A 19,024-nucleotide genomic window follows, 5' to 3' on the forward strand; every position below is an offset into this window, starting at 1 on the left:
GGCGTATCAGCCCCTGAGCTATTGCGCTCACGGCCGAATACCCACGAGGAGATCTCCATGCGAATCAGGAAACTCAGTCTGTTGGCGCTTGCAGCGCTTGCCGCCTGCACGGCAGGCGTCAGCCTGGCGTCCAGCCACCGAGAGGCGCCCTTCATCACCACCCAGCCCAAGGTCGATGGTGCGGACTTTTACCTCTTCAACAGCTACGAGGCGGGGCGTGGCGGGTTCGTCACCATGATTGCCAACTACCTGCCGCTGCAGGATCCCTATGGCGGGCCCAACTACTTCAGCCTGGACCCGAATGCGCTGTACGAGATCCACATCGACAACAACGGCGATGCAGCGGAAGACATCACGCTGCAGTTCCGCTTCAAGAACACGCTGAACAACGGCGGGGCCGGCATCACCCTGGACATCGGCCCGGACGGCGCCCGCAAGAAGGTGGCCATACCGCTGCGCAATGCGGGCGGGATCACGGGCGCGGCGGCAGACCCGGTGTCCTACCGCGAAGAGTACGAGATGTTCATCGTGCGTGGCGACCGGCGCACCGGCAAGCGCGAACAAATCACCATGGCCGGTGGAGGCACCACCTTCACCAAGCCCATCGACTACATCGGCGAGAAGTCGCTGGGCAACGCCGCCGCCTACGACGCCTATGCCGGCAAGTACGTGTATGGCATCAACGTGCCCGGCTGCGCCACGCCGGGCAAGGTGTTCGTGGGCCAGCGGCAGGACCCCTTCCCGGTGTCGCTGGGCACCATCTTCGACCTGGTGAATGCGCCGGCTGCCGTGATCACCAGCGAATCGAATGCGGCGGCCTTCGGCGCGGGCCAGATCGCCAGCAAGAACGTGACCTCGCTCGCCGTCGAGATGCCCACCGCTTGCCTGACCGCCGCATCGGGCGAGAAGGTCATTGGCGGCTGGACCACGGCCAGCCTGCGCCAGGCGCGCGTGCTCAACGGCAAGCCCGACTCCGGCCTGCAGGCCAGCGAGAAGGCCGGCGGCGCCTGGACCCAGGTGTCGCGCCTGGGCATGCCCCTGGTGAACGAAGTCGTCATCGGCCTCAAGGACAAGGACAAGTTCAACGCCTCCCGCCCCAAGGACGATGCCGCCAACTTCGCGGACTATGTGACCCACCCCACGCTGCCGGCCCTGGTCCAGGTGCTGTTCGGCGCGCAGGCTCCCACCAACTTCCCGCGCACGGACCTGATGACGGCCTTCCTCACGGGCCTGCCCACCGTCAACCGCCCGGGCAACATCACGGCACTGGGTACCGGTGGGCCTTTGGCGGAAATGCTGCGCCTGAATACCGGCATTGCGGCCACGCCGGCCAGCGCGCAGAACTCGCTGGGCGTGGTGGCGGGCGATGCCGCCGGCTTCCCCAACGGGCGCCGCCTGGGCGATGACGTGGTCGACGTCTCGCTGCGCGTGGCCATGGGTGCGCTGTGCACCTTGACCGGTGCGACCGATGCGCTCAAGGTGGGTTGCAAGCCCGCCGATGCGCCTGCCGGCGCGGTTGAGTTCGTGGACGGCGCACGCACCAAGGCGACCGACTACAAGACCGCCTTCCCGTACGTGAACACGCCGCTGCCTGGCGCCAAGAACTTCTGATGCGAGGGATGTACACCATGCCCAACACCAAGATGCAAAAGGCCGCCCTGGTGGCCATGGGAGCGATGGCGCTGACGGCCTGTGGCGGCGGCGGCAGTGACAACGCCGGGCCCGATGGCGGCGCCGGCGCGGTGAACGCCTTTGCCTACACCCAGCCGATTGCGGCCAGCGTGCAGGACGCGGCCGAACCCGTGGCCGTGGACCAACTGGTGCTGTCCACCAGCGACACCGACGAGCCAGACACCCGTCTGTGACGTTGCCAGGGGCGGTGGCCGCATGCCCGTGCATGCGGCCACCGCCTGCTGCGCGCTTACCCCTTCACACCTGCGGACTCCCATGACACACCCTGCCCGCCTTTTCTGGGGGATCGGCCTTGCCCTGTGCTGCCTGGGCACGGCCGCCGCCGTACAAGAGCTGCGCCCCGCGTCGGACACCGAGGTGATCGAGGTGCTGCCCGAGCGGGTCAGCCTCGCACCGGCTACGCCACAGGCCGCCGCGACCGCTGCGCGCCGCTGGATCACCCTGGCCCGCGAGACCGCCGACCCCCGCTACCTGGGCCGCGCCCAGGCCGTGCTGGCCCTGTGGTGGGGCAAGCCCGACGCGCCACCCGAACTGGCGGTGCTGCAGGCCACGGTGGAGCAAAGCCGCCATGAATTCGATGCCGCGCGCACGACATTGAAGCGCGCCCTGCAGGCCGACCCTGCCCAGGTGCAGGGCTGGCTGACCCTGGCCACGCTGGAGCGGGTGGCCGCCCGCTATGCCGAATCCGAGACCGCCTGCCGCAACGTGGCGCGCCATGGGGCTGCGCTGCACGCCACGGCCTGCCTGCTCGAAAGCCGCTCGCTGCAGGGCCAGAGCGACGCGGCACGCAGCGGCTTCACCGCACTCATCGGACAGGCAGCGGATCCGGCTGGCCGTGCCTGGCTGCTGTCGCTGCTGGCCGAGAGCGAGGAACGCGCCGGCCGCGACGATGCGGCCGATGCCGCCTACCGCAGCAGCCTGGCCGCGGCGCCCGACGGGTACACCGCCCTGGCCCATGCCGACCTGCTGCTGCGCCTGGGCCGCCCGGCCACCGCCTTGGATGTGCTCAAGGCCCAGCCCACCAGCGACGCCGTGCTGTTGCGCCGCGCCCAGGCCCTGCGGCTCATGGGCAAGACCGTGCAGTCACAGGCCCTGGCCACCGAACTGCAGGCCCGGTTCGCGGCCCTTGCGGCACGCGGCGAGGCCCTGGATGCCCACGCCCGCGAGCGCTCGCTGCTGGCGCTGTGGCTGCAGGGCCAGCCCCGGGAGGCCTGGCATGCCGCGCAGGCCAACCTGGCCTTGCAGAAAGAGCCGCTGGACTGGTGGCTGGCGCTGCAGACCTCCGAGCAATCCGGCGACGCCGCCGCCCACCGAACGGTGGTCGAGAGCTTTCAACGCACGGGCCTGCAGGACGCGCGCCTGGCCCGCTGGCAAGCACGGGGAGGCAAGTGATGCACCCGCCACGGATCCCACGAACGACCTGCGCGCTGCGTTGGGTGGCGATGGCCGGAGCCCTGGCCGCCGCCTGCGCCGCAGCGCCCAGTGCCTGGGCGCACAAGGCCAGCGATGCCTACCTGCGGGTGACTGGCGCCGGCGGGGCCGAACCCGCCGCGCGCGCCGACGCCGTGGCGCTGCAGCTCTCGCTGGCGCTCAAGGACGTGGATGCCGCGCTGGACCTGCTCGATGCCGACGGCAACCGCCAGCTCACCTGGGGCGAGATCAAGCAGGCCACGCCTGCAGTGGCCGCCTGGGTGGGCCAGGGCATTCGCTGGCAGTGTGGCGATGCCGTGCTGGCCCCCGCGTGGCGCTTCGAGGCACTGGAACAGCGCACCGACGGCCGCTACCTGCGCATGGCAACAGCACTCGACTGCGGAGCCACACAAGCGCTGGCGCTGGACTACCGCCTGATGCAGGGCATCGACCCCACGCACCGCCTGCTGGTCAGCGGGCAACTGGGCGGCCAGCCGCTGGCCGCCGTGCTGGCACCCGACGGCCGCTCGCGCACTGACCTGCGCGCGGTGGGCGGCAGCACGGCCACACCCGAGGCTGCAACGGCCCGCAGCGGCCCGGCCACACTGCTGCACTTTGTCTCGGAGGGCGTGCACCACATCCTCGAAGGCTATGACCACCTAGCCTTTCTGCTGGCCCTGCTGCTGCCGATCACGCTGCTGCGCCGCCAGGGCGCGGCGCAGGCCACGGCGGCCGCCGGGCCGTGGGGCGGCCTCAAGGCGCTGCTGCTCACCGTGACCAGCTTCACGCTGGGCCATTCGGTCACGCTGGTGCTGGCAGGCCTGGGCTGGGTCACCGTCTCGGGCAACTGGGTCGAGCCGGCGATTGCCATCAGCATCGGCGTCTCGGCATTGCTCAACCTGTTCCCGGTGAAGGGGCTGCGCAGCGATCTGCTGGCGCTGTGCTTTGGCCTCGTGCATGGGCTGGGGTTCTCGGGCGCGCTGGTCGAGGCCGGCGTCTCTGGCGGCCTGCTGGTCTGGGCGCTGGCGGGGTTCAACCTCGGGGTGGAGGTCGGGCAGCTCATGGTGGTCGCTGTCTGGTGCGGCGTCTCCCTGCTGCTGGCGCGTTGGTCGGGCTACCGCACCGTGGTGGTCAAGGGCGGCTCGGTGGCACTGATCGTGCTCTCGCTGTACTGGACGGTGCAGCGCGTGGCGTTCTCTGGCTGAGGGTGTGGCCGGGAGCCTGCGCGGCAGGACTCCTGGACAATGAAAAGGCAGACATGAAGAAGAAAAAGCGCTCTCGCACGGCAACGCCGCGCCCCCTGGCGCTCGGCATTCTGGTGGCCAGCATGGCCACCACGGCGGCCTGGGCCCAACAACAGCCCACGCACCTGCCCGAGGTCGATGTGCGCGGCCCCAGGGACGTGACCATCGGCCTGGCCGACAGCGCCAGCGAGGGTGCGGTGGAGCGGGAGTCGTTCCAGGCGCGCCCCAAGCTGCGCCCCGGCGACATCGTCGAGGCCGTGCCCGGGGTGGTGGCCACCCAGCACTCGGGCGACGGCAAGGCCAACCAGTACTTTCTGCGCGGCTTCAACCTGGACCACGGCACCGACTTCTCGGTCACGGTGGACGGCATGCCGGTCAACATGCCGACGCACGGCCACGGCCAGGGTTTTGCCGACCTGAACTTCCTGATTCCCGACCTGGTCTCGGGCGTGCGGTACCGCAAAGGGCCCTACTTCGCCGACAGCGGCGACTTCTCCGTGGCGGGCAGCGCCTCGCTCGACTACGTGAGCGCGCTCGATGCTCCGTTCGCCGAGGTGACCCTGGGGCCCAACCACCTGCGCCGCCTGCTGGCGGCCGGCTCGCGCACCCGGGACGACCAGACCTGGCTGGGCGCCATCGAGCTCGAAGGCAACGACGGCCCCTGGGATGTGCCCGAGCGCCTGCGCAAGATCAACGCCGTGGTGCGCTATGCGCAGGGCTCGCCCAGCCGGGGTTTCAGCGTGACGGGCATGGCCTACCGCAACCGCTGGAACGCCACCGACCAGATCCCCGAGCGCCTGATCGACAGCGGCGAGCTGCCGCGCTTCGGCTCGCTCAACCCCACCGACGGCGGCAGCACCCGGCGCCTGAGCCTGTCAGGCAAATGGTTCGACAAGGGGCCCGAGGGCCAGACCCAGATCAGCGCCTATGCCATCGACTACCGGTTCGATCTGTTCTCCGACTTCACCTACTTCCTGCGCGACCCGGTCAACGGTGACCAGTTCGAGCAGTCGGACCGGCGCCGCGTGTTCGGCGCCCAGGCCTCGCACAGCCTGCCCAACCGGATCGCCGGCCTGGACGGTGTATTGAGCATTGGCGCACAGTGGCGCGGCGACCGCATCGCCGAGGTGGGCCTGTACAACACGGCCGCCCGCCAGCGCCTGTCCACCGTGCGCAATGACCGGGTGTCGCAGGACATGCTGTCGGTGCATGTGCAGCAGTTCGTGAGCTTCACCGAGGGCCTGCGCGCCTACGCGGGCTTGCGTGGCGACCTGCTGCGCTACGACGTGCAGGGCCGCGAGGCCGTCTACGGCGCAGCCAACAGCGGCAGCGGCCACGACGCGCTCGTGAGCCCCAAGGCCGGGCTGGCCTGGGCCATCACCCCCGTGCATGAGCTGTACCTGAACATGGGCGTGGGCTCGCACAGCAACGACGTGCGCGGCGCCACCATCCAGACCGACCCGCAAAGCGGGCTGCCGGCCGACCGCGTGCCCGCGCTGGTCAAGGGCGTGGGCAGCGAGATCGGCTGGCGCTACCAGCCTGGCGACGACCTGACCATCACCACGGCGCTGTGGCAGCTCAAGCTCGACTCCGAGCTGGTGTATGTGGGCGATGCAGGCACCACCGAGCCGGGCCGCGCCAGCTACCGGCGCGGCATCGAGACCACGGTGCGCTGGAAGCCCCACGCCCGCTGGCGCCTGGAAGCCGATGCCGCCGTATCGCGCGCGCGCTTTCGCGGGGAGGCGCCCGAGGGCGAAGGCAATTACGTGGACAACGCACTGGAGCGCGTGCTGGCCGTGGGCGCGGTCTACACCCAGGGCCCGCTGACCGCCTCGCTGCGCCTGCGCTATATGGGGCCGCGCGCGCTGGACACGCTCAACTCCGTGCGCTCGCGTGCCAACACAGTGCTCAATGCCGGCGTGCGCTATGCGATAAGCAAGCAGCTCACCCTGGGCCTGGACGTGTTCAACCTGGCCGGCAAGAAGGGCAACGACATCGAGTACCTCTACGCATCGTGCACGGCGGGCGAAGCAGCGCGCGGTGACTGCACGGGCGGAGGCATCGAGGGCCGCCATGTACACCCCATGGAGCCACGCAGCGCGCGGCTCAGTGCGCGCTGGACATTCTGACTGTGCAGCGCCCGCTCAAACAGCGACCCGCGGCAGCACCACGGTGATCCGCGTCGTGTTGGACTCGTCCGACACATCGAGTTCAATGCTGCCGTTCTGGGCCTGTACGAGCAACTGCGCGGAGTAGGTGCCCAGGCCCGTGCCATCGGCCTTGCCCGAGGTCACGAACTTGTCGAAGAAACGGCTGCGGATGGCCACCGGCACGGCACCGGTGTTGCTGATGGCGATGCGCAGGGGGTCCTGGTCCTGCAGCTGCACGGAGACGCGGGAGTCGGTCGGCGCGGCTTCGCAGGCGTTTTTCAGCAGGTTCTGGAAGACCGAGTAGCACAGGGTGGCATCCGCCAGCGCCAGGGGCGGCTCCTCCCCCACCGCCACGTCCGCATCCACCGCGATGGACAGGCCTTTCTCGGCAAAGGTCACGCGGTTCATCTCGGCGATGCGGCGCAGCAGCTCCCCGATGCGCACGGGCTTCGCGTGCAGAACGAAGCGGCCGGATTCGATCTTGTACAGCTCGGACGACAGGTTGATCATGTTGAGCACCTGCATCACGCTTTCTTCCATCAGGCGCAACTGCTCGACCTGGCGGCGCCCGACCGAGTCGTCCTCGATCAGCGCCTGCACCAGGCCCAGCGCCCCGGCCAGCGGCGCCTTGATGTCGTGCCGGGTGATGCGCTCGACGTCCTCGCGCAGTTGGGCGGTTTCGACCATGCTGTCGAACTCGGCCTGCAGGTCCTTGCGCAGCTGCACGTAGCGCATGAAATTGCGCACGCGCGGCTTGAGCGTCTCGGGGTCGATGGGCTTGGTGATGAAGTCCACGGCGCCCAGGTCGAGCCCCCGGATGCGCGCATCGGCCGATGCCATGGCGGTGACGAAGATGATGGGAATGGTCTCGGACGTGGGGTGCTCGCGCATCAGCCGGGCGACCTCGAAGCCATCCATGCCGGGCATCATGATGTCCAGAAGCACCAGGTCGGGAGGGTCGTTGGATGTCAGCACCTCCATCGCCTTGGCACCTGTCTGCGCCAGCCGTACCCGGTATTCGCCCTTGAACAGCTGGGACAGCAGCAGCAGGTTGTCGGGCGTGTCGTCCACGATCAGTATCGTCGGTCGGGCAGCCTCCTGCGGCTCGGCGGATGGCGCGCCGGCAGCACCCTGTGCAGGCAAGGCCTGCGCGGGCATTTCCTCCCCCGCAAAGTTGCCAGGGCCGCGGGGCTTCCATTGCAAGGCCTTTTCCAGGCGCTGCGCCAGCTGCTTGGGCGAGTAGGGCTTGAGCAGCATGGAGGTCACGCCCATCGCGATGGCCTCTTCCACGCGCTTGCGCTCCGCCTCGGCGGTGATCAGCACGAAGGGGATCGCAAACAGCTTTTCGTCCGCGCGCATGGCCTGCAGCAGCTCCACGCCCGTCATCACGGGCATGTTCCAGTCCGACAGCACCACGTCGAAGTGCTGGCCCTTGAGCAGGCGCAGCGCTTCGGCCCCGTTGCGCGCGGACTCGATGCGCTCCACCCCCATTTGCCGCAGCTGGTTGATGGTGACCTTGCGCATCGCCTCGAAATCGTCCACCACCAGGCAGCGCGCGCCCTGGCCGATGGTCGACGCATTGGAAACCGTGAAATGGCTCATGGTGCCTGCCCCCCCTCAACTTGCCGGGCAGGGCCGGCAGCAGCCCCTGCGGCGTCTTCACCCACAAAACGCTGAATGCCCACGGCCACGATGGGCTCCATGTCCATCAGCAACAGACGGTGCTCCTGGCTGAACGGCTCGGTCAGGGCCAGCTCGATGATGGCCGAGACGCGCCCTGCTTGCTTGATGGGCAACAGGTAGATTGCGGCGGGAGTGCAATGCCCCAGGCCCGACTGGATGCGCAGGTAGTCCGCCCCCGGGGCCTCGATGAGCACGGGCTCGCCCGTGGCGGCGCAGCGCTCGATCATGCCGGCCGTCGTCGGCCATTCCGACAGGGTCTGCTGCGCCGTCGCCCCCGATCCCGCATAGTGGGCCAGCGCGCGGACGCTGCGGTCTTCGTCCACCAGCACCATCAGCGCCTGCCCCATGGGCAGCTGCCGCGCCAGTTCCCGCAGAACGATGCGCGCAAAGGCCGCCAGCGTGCCCACCTGTTGCAGCGCGAGCAACAGGTCCGACACGGCGCGCCGCCGGCTGGCATCGCGGGTCAACTGGTCGTGGCTCTGCTGCAGGGCCTTGAGCGTCAGTTGGTGCCGGCCCGCCTCGCGCCGCAGCCGCGTGGCCCAGAACAGCATCGCCAGCAACACCCCGGAAAGGCCCGTCCCCAAGGGGATGATCCAGGCCATCCACAGCTCGCGCCATCTCCCGTCGTCATCGAACGACGCGAAGAACAACTGGTATTCCATCAGCGACACCCCGTACCTGCGGCGCCAGGAGACATCCAGGTTCGACCCCACGCGCCGGCTGTCGTTGAAATAGCGCTGCAGCGCCCGCTCCAGATCTGCGGCGGCGAAGGCAATGCCCCAACCCGCAGTGGTGGCCTCGCCGACCGCAAACAGTACGTCCAGGTTGTCGAGGTCGTTGCGCACCCAGTAGAAGGCCGATTCGGCCGCAATCACGGTGAAGTCCGCCCGGCGCTGCGCCACCGCCTGCATGGACTGATCGGTGGGGGCAGTCTCGATGACAACGGGCGCGCTTTCCCCAAGGCCGGCGTTGAATCCCTGCAACCACCCTTCGTAGGCCGTCCCGGCCTGGACCGATGCCTTGCGCCCGGCGAGATCGGCCTCGCTGCGCAAAACGGAGCGCATCTCGGGCCGTGCGACGACGACATTGCGTGTGGCGAAGTACGGCACCAGGGTCATCTTGGTCTTGCGCCAGTCGGTGATGTGCAGGTCGTTGGGGTACAGGTCGCACTTTCCCGTGGCCAGCAGCGCGGCTTCGTAGCGCTCGCCCTGCACGGTCACGCCCTGTGCGTTGTGGAACTGCTGGTCCCACCGGGCAAGCGTCACCGTGCGGGCCTCAACACCCAGGTAGCGCGCAAAATCTTCGCCATCCAACCGGTAGTTGTCGGCGCTGGACCCTGCCACACAGATGCGCAGCTCGCGGCTGCGCTCGATCTCCTGCAGCGTGCGGCCGAAGGCGCTGCCCGCTGCCAGTGTGAAGGCCAGAAACCAGGCAATGGATTGCATGCGCGGGCCCTTTGGCGGCACTCAGCCGGGGTGCGCAGGGGCCAGGGCCCCCAGCGCCTCCAGAGCGCGATCGAAATCGATGCGCTCGATGGCCCGGTTCACGGCAGACAGGGCATCGGCAAGCGGGTCACCATCCACGGCCAGCCGTGCCACCAGGGCTTCCAGCACGTCGCCCGCGTCCGCGTCGCTGTCCCCCAGCAGCTTGCGCAAACGCGCCAGCAAGGCCTCGCTCTCGGCGGAACGCGCCACGGCAGCGGCAGGTGCGGCCTGCACGGTGCCGGCTGCGGTGCCCAGGCCGGACGCCTGCAATGCCTCGATCAATGGACGCAACAGCGCATCCACCTCGGCCAGCAGTTGCCCGGCCACAGGCGCGCGCGCCCCGTGGGCACCTTCCGCCTCCAGCGCCCCCGCGGCCGATGCGAGCTGCCGGGCACCGATGGTGCCTGCCGCGCCCTTGAGGGTGTGGGCCAGCCGCGTAGCCAGCGGCCAGTCGCCCTGCTGCAAGGCATCAGCGGCGGTTTGGCCGAATCCGGTGTATTCCTCGAGGAACATGCCCAGCAGGCGCCGGTACAGTCGCCGGTCGTTCTGAACGATGCCGAGCCCTACGGCCTGGTCCACTCCAGGCAACTGCGGCAGGTCGGGATCGGCCGCCTTGACGCCTTGGCCGGGAACCTGGCCGTGCACTGCAATGGCAGAAGCCGCAGTGGCGGGCACGGCCGGCTGGATCCAGCGCGCCATGCAGGCAAACATCTCCTCCACGCGCAGGGGCTTGGGGATGTGGTCCACCATGCCGGCCTCGATCACCTTCTCCCGGTCACCGGCCATGGCGTTGGCCGTCATGGCGATGATGGGCAGGTCGGCGAACTGCGGCAGCGAGCGCAGGTGGCGGGTGGCTGTGTAGCCGTCCATCACGGGCATCTGGCAATCCATGAGCACACCGTCGAACCGGGGGTCCGCAGCGAGCAGGTCCAGCGCCTCCTGGCCGTTGTTGGCCAGCACCACTTCCATGCCCGCCTGGCGCAGCAGCTCCATGGCCAGTTCCTGGTTGAGTGCATTGTCTTCAACCAGCAGCACGCGCGCACCCTTGAGCTGCTGCAGGTGCTCGGTCTGGCCCTGGGCCCGGCTCGCCACCCGGTCCGACACCACGCGCCCGCGGCCCAGCGCTTCGCCCACGGCCTCGAGCAGCGTCGAAGCCGTGACCGGCTTGGTGAGCACTGCGTTCACCCTGGCGCCCCGGCTGTGCACCGCGTTCATGGCCTCTTCGCGGCCGAAGGCGGTCACCATGATCACCGCCGGGGCGGCGCCCCCCTTAAGTGCCTGCATGCGGCGCACGGTCTCGGCGCCATCCATGCGGGGCATCTTCCAGTCCATCAGCACCAGGTCGTATGCCAGCGAGCGGCTGTCGGCGCCCTCCACCATGCGCAGCCCTTCCTCGCCATCGCGGGCCGTGTCCACCTCCAGGCCGAAGCGGCGCGCCATGGTCGACAGGATCTCGCGGGCGGTGGCGTTGTCATCGACCACCAGTACGCTCAGGCCCAGCAGTTCATTGGCGTCGAACATCCGCCGGGGCATGGGCTGCGCCTGCAGGCCGAAATGCACATGGAAGTGGAAGGTCGAGCCCTGCCCCACCGTGCTCTCCACCCAGATGCGCCCCTGCATCATTTCCACCAGGGTCTTGGAGATCGCCAGACCGAGGCCCGTGCCCCCATAGCGGCGGGTGGTGGAGCTGTCGGCCTGGCTGAACGACTGGAACAGCCGGGCGCACTGCTCGGGCGTCATGCCGATGCCCGAGTCCTTGACCCAGAAGTGCAGCTCGACCTCACCACCTGGCTCGCCCTGCTGGCCAATCAGCTCGATCCCCAGCACGATCTCTCCCTGCTCCGCGAACTTCACTGCATTGCTGCCCAGGTTGGCCAGGATCTGGCCCAGGCGCAGCGGATCACCGACCAGCGCGGTGGGCACGTCGTCTGCGGTGCTGAACAACAGCTCCAGCCCCTTGTCCTCGGCCTTCATGCCGATCAGGTTGGCCACGTGGTCGAGCACATCCTCCAGGCGGAAATCGACCTGCTCCATGGACATCTTGCCGGCTTCGATCTTGGAGAAGTCGAGGATGTCGTTGATGATGCCCAGCAGGCTCTCGGCCGCCCGGTTGACCTTCTCGATGTAGTTGCGCTGCTTGTTGTCCAGCGCCGTCTGCAGGGCCAGGTGCGACATGCCGATGATGGCGTTCATCGGCGTGCGGATCTCGTGGCTCATGTTGGCCAGGAACTCGCTCTTGGCGCGGGTCGCGTCCTCCGCCATTTCCTTGGCCCGCCGGATGTCCTCTTCCGACTTCTTGCGGTCCGTCACGTCGAAGGCAATGCTGCACAGGCCGGAAATCTCCTCTCCCTGGCGCATCGGCACCTTGGTGACCTGGAAGTGGCGCTCTTCGCCATCCTCGCCCGCCACCTCTTCGGTGACCAGGAGCTGCCCTGCCTCCAGGGCCTGCATGTCCAGTGCATGGTAGGACTGGCCGCGCCCGGACGGGTGCACATCGATGGCCGAGTGCCCCAGCACCTGCGCCCGCGCCAGGCCGGTCGCACGCTCCCAGTCGGAGTTCACGTAGGTGTAAGCGCCCTGCACATCCTTGACGTAGATGGCGGAGTTGATGTTTTCCAGCACGGCCTCCATGAACTGGCGGCTGCGCTGCACTTCCTGCTCGGCCTCCTTGCGCCCGGTCACGTCCAGCAGCATCCACACCGTGCCCTTGTCCAGGTCGCCCGGGTCGATGGCCGCGCCGCTGATCTGACACCAGAAGCGCGTGCCATCGGCCCGCACCAGTTCCTCCTCGCGGTGGTGTTTTTCGCCGCGGGACAGTTGCTCGTTGATTTCGCTGAGCCCTTGCTTGAAGGCTTCTTCGGTCGCATACCAGGAACGGGGGGACTGGCCCAGTTGCCCGGTGCCGAACAGGGCGTCGAGCTGGCTGTTGCCGCGCACGACAACACGGTCCCTGATGAAGGCGATGCCCAGCGTGGTGGCCTCGAACATCGCGGTCTGCTCGGCGTTGGCCTGGCGCATGGCCTCCTGGGACTTCTTGTGCTCGGTGATGTCGGTGGCAATGCCGCAGATGCCGTAGATCTCACCGGCCTCGTTGACCAGCGGTGTCTTCGTGGTCATGAACGAACGCCGCTCCGTGCCGTCGGCGTTGGGAATGATCTCCTCGTAGGTGATGGCCTCCCCCCCGTTCAGCACCCGGCCCTCCACCGCAACGATCTTGTCGGCCATGTCCCTGGGCCACAGGTCGTGCGCGCTCTTTCCAAGCACTTCGCTCTCGCTGACGCCCATGTATTTCGCATAGGTTGCATTCAGCAACTGGTAGCGGCCTTCGCGGTCCTTGAGGGTGATGATGGAACCGATGCTGTCCACCAGGGTACGGATCTGGCGCTGGCTGTTGCGCACTTCCTGCTCCACCCGGTTGCGCTCGGTCACGTCGCGCACCGAGGCGCATACGCAGACGCCATGCCCGCCAACGGCCGGCAGGCGCGACAGGCCGACCTCCACCGGGAATTCGCTGCCATCCTTGCGCACGCCTTTCAGGCTGGCGTTGTTGCCGCCCATGTTGCGGGGCAGCCCGACCGCCAGGAAACCCTCGCGCAGCGCCGGGTGCCGGCCGCGAATGGCGTGCGGCACCAGGATTTCCATGGGCTGGCCCACCAGTTCGTGCTCCGCATAGCCAAACAGATCGAGCATGCGCGGATTGACCATGATCACCGTGCCGTGCTCGTCCGTGACCATCAGGCCATCGGGGGCGGATTCGATGATGCCGTGGTACCAGGCCTCGGTGGCAGCAATGGAATCCTTTTGCGCGGCCAGCTCCTGCGCCTGCTGCTCCAGGGTCTTCGCCTGGGCCTGCGTTTCCTCCAGCAGCCGGTGGGTGGCCACGTTGCGCTCCAGGATCTCCAGGTTGGCGGCCAGCGCGGGCATCAGCGCGTCCAGCAGGGCCTGGCGAGCGGACGTCAGGGCCTCGAAGCTGGCAATCTCGAGCACCCCCAGCAGCTCGTCGCCACGCTGGATGGGCAGCACGCAGATGCACTTGGGTGCGGCATCTCCGAGCGCGGAGCCGATACGCACGTAGTCGGCAGGGGGCTCCCGCAGCGTGATGGCGCTGCGCTCCAGCGCGCACTGCCCCACCAGGCCCTGGCCGAGCTGGATGTACTGCTCCAGCGATTTGCGTTCGCGGTGGGCAAAGCCGGTCAGGAGGCGCAGGCGGCGCTGGTTCTTTTCGTAGATATAGAGCACCCCGTGCCCTATGTCCAGCAGCGGTGCCGAGAGTGCGAAAAAGCGCTGCGCCAGCTCGACGAAGGACCGGGTCGACTGCAGTTCGACCGAGACGGATGCCGTGTGGGTCTTCACCCAGCGCTGTACCTCCAGCTCGCGGGCCCCCTGCTGCAGCACGGCCACGGCGCGCGCCAGGGCGCCCAGGTCGTTGAGGTACGAGGTATGGGGTACCTCCTGCTGCAGGTCCCCGTCGGCAATGCGCTCCACCGCCGTGCGCAGCTCGAAGGCCGGCACACGGATGGACCGGGCGATCAGCCACGCAAAAAGCACGCTGAATAGCGCCCCCCCGGCCAGTAGCACGCCGCCGTGCAGCCGCGTCTGCTGTGCCTGCTCCTGCACCGACCTGAGAGTGGAGCGTGCGCCGTCCTCCTTGGTGGCGGCCACGGCTTCCATCGACTGCGCCACGGTGTCCCCCACCACACCGAACTCCCGGCTGGCGGCCCGCCTGCGCGCCTCCTCCAGTTGCCCCTGGTTGGCGAGCTCCAGCAACTGCTCGACGCTCTTGCGGTACACCGCATAGTTCTGCTCGAAGGTCAGCAGGTTGCGCGTGTTGTCTTCGCGGATGATGCGCCCGCGCAGTTCACCGAGCTCGCGCATGATGTCACGGTGCGATTGGTCCAGCTTCTCCAGGGCCTGTGCCCGGTCGGCCGCCTCGGTGGTGAGCAGGGCGTTGCGCAGGTAGCGGCCCATGCTGGCATAGTGGAACTGGATCGCGCGGGCGTTGGAGATGCCCTGCAGATCCTTTTCATACATGGCCTGGATGTCGTTATTGACGCGGGCCACCGTCTGCATGCCCAGCACACTGAGCACGGCTGTCATGACGAGGATGACGAAAAAAGCAAACGCCAGCTTCGCGGTCAGCGAAGACCGGTGGTAGTGCTGTACCAGTGCATTCATGAAACGCATTCCTCTGTGTGCCGGGGCGGAGTCCGGCGCGCCGGCCGGCCGCCGACGGCTGTCATGGATGGCGCACGGACCAGGCCATGCTCAGGGCGTGGGCGGGCTGGCCGAGGTGATCGCCAGCTCCAGGTGCCGGGCCTTCTCGGCCATGTCCGCATCGCTGTCGGCAAACTTCTGCGCAATGCGCTGGAACTCGTCGAGCATGCCGAGGAAGGCGTCCAGGATGTCCGGGTCGAAATGCGAGCCCCGGCCCTCGCGCATGATGTCCACGGCTTTCGCGTGCGGCATGCCTTCCTTGTAGACGCGGCGGCTGATCAACGCGTCGTAGACGTCGGCCACGGCCATGATGCGCGCCGACAGCGGAATCGCCTCGCCCGCCAGGCCCTGCGGGTAGCCGCTGCCGTCCCATTTCTCCTGGTGGCCGTAGGCGATCTCCTTGGCGTACTGCAGGAACTCCACCGGCATGCCCAGCTGGTCCTCGGCATGCTGGATGGCGTCGCGGCCCAGGGTGGTGTGGGTCTTCATCACCTCGAACTCATGCGGCTCGAAGCGCCCGGGCTTGAGCAGGATCCGGTCCGGGATGCCGACCTTGCCGATGTCGTGCAGGGGGGCCGACTTGTAGAGCATGTCGATCACGTGGTCGTTCAGCTCCGCGCTGAAGCGCGGGTGATCTTTCAGCGCCGTGGCCAGTGCCCGCACGTAGTGCTGCGTGCGGCGGATGTGGTTGCCGGTCTCGTTGTCGCGGGTCTCGGCCAGGGACGCCATGGCCAGGATGGTGACGTCCTGGATCGCAGCCAGTTCACGCGTGCGCTTGTGCACCTCGGTCTGCAGGAACTGGTTCTGGTCGCGCAGGAAGTCGGCGCCCGCCTTGGCCTGCAACTGGGTGGCCACGCGCGCCAGCACGATAGGCGGGTTGATGGGTTTGGTGATGAAGTCGGCCGCGCCCAGTGCCAGCCCCACTTTCTCGTCCTCGGTCCCGGACATGGCGGTCAGGAAGATGATGGGGATGTGCCGCGTGGCCGGTGCCTCCTTGAGCTGGCGGCATACCTCATAGCCCGACAGGCCGGGCATCATCACGTCCAGCAGGATCAGGTCGGGGGCTGGGATGCTGCGCGCAATCTGCAAGGCCTTTTCGCCCGAGCCTGCCAGCTTCAGCTGGTACTGGTCCTTGAGCAGGCCGGACAGCACCCACAGATTATCGGAAGAGTCATCGACGGCAAGTATCAATGGACGCAATGCATCTTCCGATGTTTCTGGCATCACCCGCTCCCTGGTGTTATGGGCACTCCACTGACACCACTATCTCTTACCCTTGCCGGTTTGACAAGCATCGCTTGTCCAACCGCGCCGTATGCGTCGCGTCGCAAGGCACACCGACGGTGTCCCCATGCCCCGTACACCTTGGGCCGTATTCAGCAGCGCGCGTCCATTCCCCATACTCCGCAGTACGGACACACCGGCACGTGGATGCTGCCCTGCGGGCTGCCTGCTGCACCTGCGGGATTCGTTGCACGGCATGGTCAGCCACCTGAGCCACATCGGGCGGTTCGAGGGGCCGTATCCGTTTGCCTGAAACTCAGCGCACCATGCACGGTGCCTTGTTGTTGAACTTCCAGCCCGGGATCAGGTACTGCATGGCGATGGCATCGTCGCGCGCCCCCAGGCCATGCTCAAGGTACAGGCGGTGCGCGCGCTCCACCTCGTCCATGTCCAGCTCCACGCCCAGGCCAGGCTTCTTGGGCAACTCGATAAAGCCGTTCTTGATCTGGAACGGCTCCTTCGTCAGGCGCTCGCCGTCCTGCCAGATCCAGTGCGTGTCGATCGCGGTCACGCGGCCGGGGGCGGCGGCGCCCACGTGGGTGAACATGGCCAGCGAGACGTCGAAGTGGTTGTTGGAATGCGAGCCCCAGGTCAGGCCGAAGGCCTGGCACATCTGCGCCACGCGCACCGATCCGGCCATGGTCCAGAAGTGCGGGTCGGCCAGCGGGATGTCCACCGACTGCAGGGCCAGGCTGTGCGCCATTTCGCGCCAGTCGGTGGCCACCATGTTGGTGGCGGTGGGCAGGCCCGTGGCACGGCGGAACTCGGCCATCACCTCGCGGCCCGAGAACACGCCTTCGGCACCGCAGGGGTCTTCGGCATAGGCCATCACGCCGTGCAGGTCGCGCGTGATGCGCACCGCATCTTTCAGCAGCCAGCCGCCGTTGGGGTCCAGCGTCACGCGCGCCTCCGGGAAGCGTTCGTGCAGCGCGCGAATCGCCTCGACCTCTTCCTCGCCGCGCAGCACGCCGCCCTTGAGCTTGAAGTCGGCAAAGCCGTAGCGCTCGTACGCGGCCTCGGCCAGGCGCACGATGCCGTCGGCCGACATGGCCTTTTCGTTGCGCAGGCGGAACCAGTCGTTGTCGGCGCCGGGCTCGGTGCGGTAGGCCAGGTCGGTCTTTGCGCGGTCGCCCACGTAGAACAGGTAGCCCAGCATCTGCACCGCCTCGCGCTGCACGCCATCGCCCAGCAGCGCGGCCACGGGCACGTTCAGGTGCTGGCCCAGCAGATCGAGGAAGGCCGACTCCACCGCCGTCACGGCGTGGATGGTGATGCGCAGGTCGAAGGTCTGCAGGCCGCGCCCGCCCGCATCGCGGTCGGCGAACTGGGCGCGCATGGCGTTGAGCACGGCGTTGTGGTGGCCGATGGGCCGGCCCACGATCAGCGGGCGGGCGTCCTCGATGGTCTGGCGGATCTTCTCGCCGCCGGGCACCTCGCCCACCCCGGTGTTGCCCGCGCTGTCGCGCAGGATGATCAGGTTGCGCGTGAAGAAGGGGCCGTGCGCGCCGCTCAGGTTCATGAGCATGCTGTCGTGGCCCGCCACGGGCACCACGCGCAGCTCGGTGACGACAGGGGTGCTGATGGCAGAAGGGATGGAAGAGGTGGTCATGGTGGTCTGGAAACGAAGATGGGCGCGCAAAGGCGCCCCGTGACAAGGCTCAATCAGCGGTGATTTTTCGGGTTTCGATGACCGTCTTCCAACGGGCGAACTCGCGTGCCTGGTAGGCGGTGAAGGCCTCGGGCGTGCTGGCCACGATCTCCAGGCCCTGGTCGAGCATGCGCTTCTTCACGGCGGGGTCGTTCATGGCGGCGATGGCGGCGTCCGAGAGCTTCTTCTTGAGCGCTGGCGGCAGGCCCTTGGGCGCAGCCATGCCCTGCCAGGAGTACACCTCGGCACCGGCCACGCCGGCCTCGGCCAGGGTGGGCACGTCGGGCAGCACGGGGCTGCGCTTGTCGCCGGTGACGGCAATCGCATGCAGCTTGCCGCCGCGGATGTGCTGCAGCACGGCGTTCACGTTCTGGAACGAGAACTCCACCTGGCCGCCCAGCAGGTCGTTGATGGCCGGGGCACCGCCCTTGTAGGGGATGTGCAGGCCTTCGGTGCCACTCTGCTGCCAGAACACTTCGGCCGAGAGGTGGTCCGACGAGCCGTTGCCCGAGCTCGCAAAGCTCACCTTGCCGGGGTTGGCCTTGAGCTGGGCGATGACCTCCTTGACGGTGCGGGCCTTCTGGTTGGGCGCGGCCACCAGCACGTTGGGCGCCTGCACGGGCACGGTGATGTAGTCGAAATCCTTGAGCGCGTCGTACGGCACGCTCTTGAGCAGGTGCGGCGCCACGACGAAGGCACCGAGCGAGGACACCAGCAGCGTGTAGCCATCGGGTGCGGCGCGCTTGACCGCGCCCGCACCCAGCGTGCCCGTGGCACCGGGGCGGTTGTCCACCACGAAGCTCTGCCCCAGCTTCTCGCCCATGTGCAGGGCCATGGCCCGGGCCACCATGTCGGTGGAACCACCGGCCGGGAAGGGCACGACGATGGTCACGGGTTTTTCAGGCCAGGCGGCGGGTGTGGCCGTCTGGGCCGATGCGGCAAAGGCGAGGCTGCAGGCGCTGGCGAGCAGCAGCAGGTGTTTCTTGACGAACATGGTGGATGTCTCCGGAGGTGATAGAGGTGGTCGACGACCCTCTTGCGGGGCCTTGGGGTTGAGGCGGGTTTGGGGAGCGACTGGGCGCGCGCTTACTGCGGGCCGAGCTTGTCGATCAGCGCCTTGAGCTGCTCCAGCTCGGCAGGCTTGAGGTCCGTCAGCGGCGCGCGCACCGGGCCCGCATCGTGGCCCACCAGCTTGGCGCCGGCCTTGATGATGCT

Annotated in this window: 11 protein-coding genes and 1 pseudogene; 5 read left to right on the forward strand and 7 right to left on the reverse strand. The window is 68.1% G+C overall.

The window, feature by feature from the left end; translation table 11 throughout:
* The first annotated feature begins 57 nt into the window (after nt 1–57).
* The 5 genes from AC07PF_RS32335 (at nt 58) to AC07PF_RS32355 (ending at nt 6,475) form a co-directional block, all read left to right on the forward strand.
* Nucleotides 58–1,611: a DUF4331 domain-containing protein gene (locus tag AC07PF_RS32335; RefSeq protein WP_007854953.1), complete on the forward strand. Its 1,554-nt coding sequence runs from the start codon at nt 58–60 to the stop codon at nt 1,609–1,611.
* A 17-nt stretch (nt 1,612–1,628) separates the two neighbouring features.
* Nucleotides 1,629–1,865 (forward strand): hypothetical protein, encoded by a 237-nt coding sequence (locus tag AC07PF_RS32340; RefSeq protein ID WP_494614644.1) that lies wholly within the window; start codon nt 1,629–1,631, stop codon nt 1,863–1,865.
* An 82-nt stretch (nt 1,866–1,947) separates the two neighbouring features.
* Nucleotides 1,948–3,084, forward strand: coding sequence for a hypothetical protein (locus AC07PF_RS32345; RefSeq protein ID WP_494614645.1), 1,137 nt, complete (start codon nt 1,948–1,950; stop codon nt 3,082–3,084).
* Nucleotides 3,084–4,307 (forward strand): HupE/UreJ family protein, encoded by a 1,224-nt coding sequence (locus AC07PF_RS32350; RefSeq protein ID WP_494614646.1) that lies wholly within the window; start codon nt 3,084–3,086, stop codon nt 4,305–4,307. The genes AC07PF_RS32345 and AC07PF_RS32350 overlap by 1 nt, the downstream gene beginning before the upstream one ends.
* Nucleotides 4,308–4,360: 53 nt before the next feature.
* The gene (locus AC07PF_RS32355) at nt 4,361–6,475 is read left to right on the forward strand and encodes a TonB-dependent receptor (RefSeq protein ID WP_494614647.1); all 2,115 of its coding nucleotides are present in this window, start codon (nt 4,361–4,363) and stop codon (nt 6,473–6,475) included.
* A 15-nt stretch (nt 6,476–6,490) separates the two neighbouring features.
* Here AC07PF_RS32355 and AC07PF_RS32360 read toward each other — a convergent pair whose 3' ends face one another.
* The 7 genes and pseudogenes from AC07PF_RS32360 to AC07PF_RS32390 form a co-directional block, all read right to left on the reverse strand.
* Nucleotides 6,491–8,098, reverse strand: coding sequence for an ATP-binding response regulator (locus AC07PF_RS32360; protein ID WP_494614648.1), 1,608 nt, complete (start codon nt 8,096–8,098; stop codon nt 6,491–6,493).
* Nucleotides 8,095–9,624: a GAF domain-containing protein gene (locus AC07PF_RS32365; RefSeq protein ID WP_494614649.1), complete on the reverse strand. Its 1,530-nt coding sequence runs from the start codon at nt 9,622–9,624 to the stop codon at nt 8,095–8,097. The genes AC07PF_RS32360 and AC07PF_RS32365 overlap by 4 nt, the downstream gene beginning before the upstream one ends.
* 21 nt (nt 9,625–9,645) lie before the next feature.
* Nucleotides 9,646–14,838, reverse strand: coding sequence for a PAS domain S-box protein (locus tag AC07PF_RS32370; RefSeq protein WP_494614650.1), 5,193 nt, complete (start codon nt 14,836–14,838; stop codon nt 9,646–9,648).
* A 90-nt stretch (nt 14,839–14,928) separates the two neighbouring features.
* On the reverse strand, nt 14,929–16,101 hold the full coding sequence (locus AC07PF_RS32375; RefSeq protein WP_007854966.1) for an HD-GYP domain-containing protein: 1,173 nt from the start codon (nt 16,099–16,101) through the stop codon (nt 14,929–14,931).
* Between the two features lie 316 nt (nt 16,102–16,417).
* On the reverse strand, nt 16,418–17,770 hold the full coding sequence (gene gudD / locus AC07PF_RS32380; protein ID WP_494614651.1) for a glucarate dehydratase: 1,353 nt from the start codon (nt 17,768–17,770) through the stop codon (nt 16,418–16,420).
* A gap of 49 nt (nt 17,771–17,819) precedes the next feature.
* Nucleotides 17,820–18,803: a tripartite tricarboxylate transporter substrate binding protein gene (locus AC07PF_RS32385; protein ID WP_145696324.1), complete on the reverse strand. Its 984-nt coding sequence runs from the start codon at nt 18,801–18,803 to the stop codon at nt 17,820–17,822.
* 92 nt (nt 18,804–18,895) lie between these two features.
* A pseudogene (locus AC07PF_RS32390) lies at nt 18,896–19,024 on the reverse strand (5-dehydro-4-deoxyglucarate dehydratase); the annotation flags it as partial.

This window comes from Acidovorax sp. GW821-FHT10A04 (genome assembly GCF_059415825.1).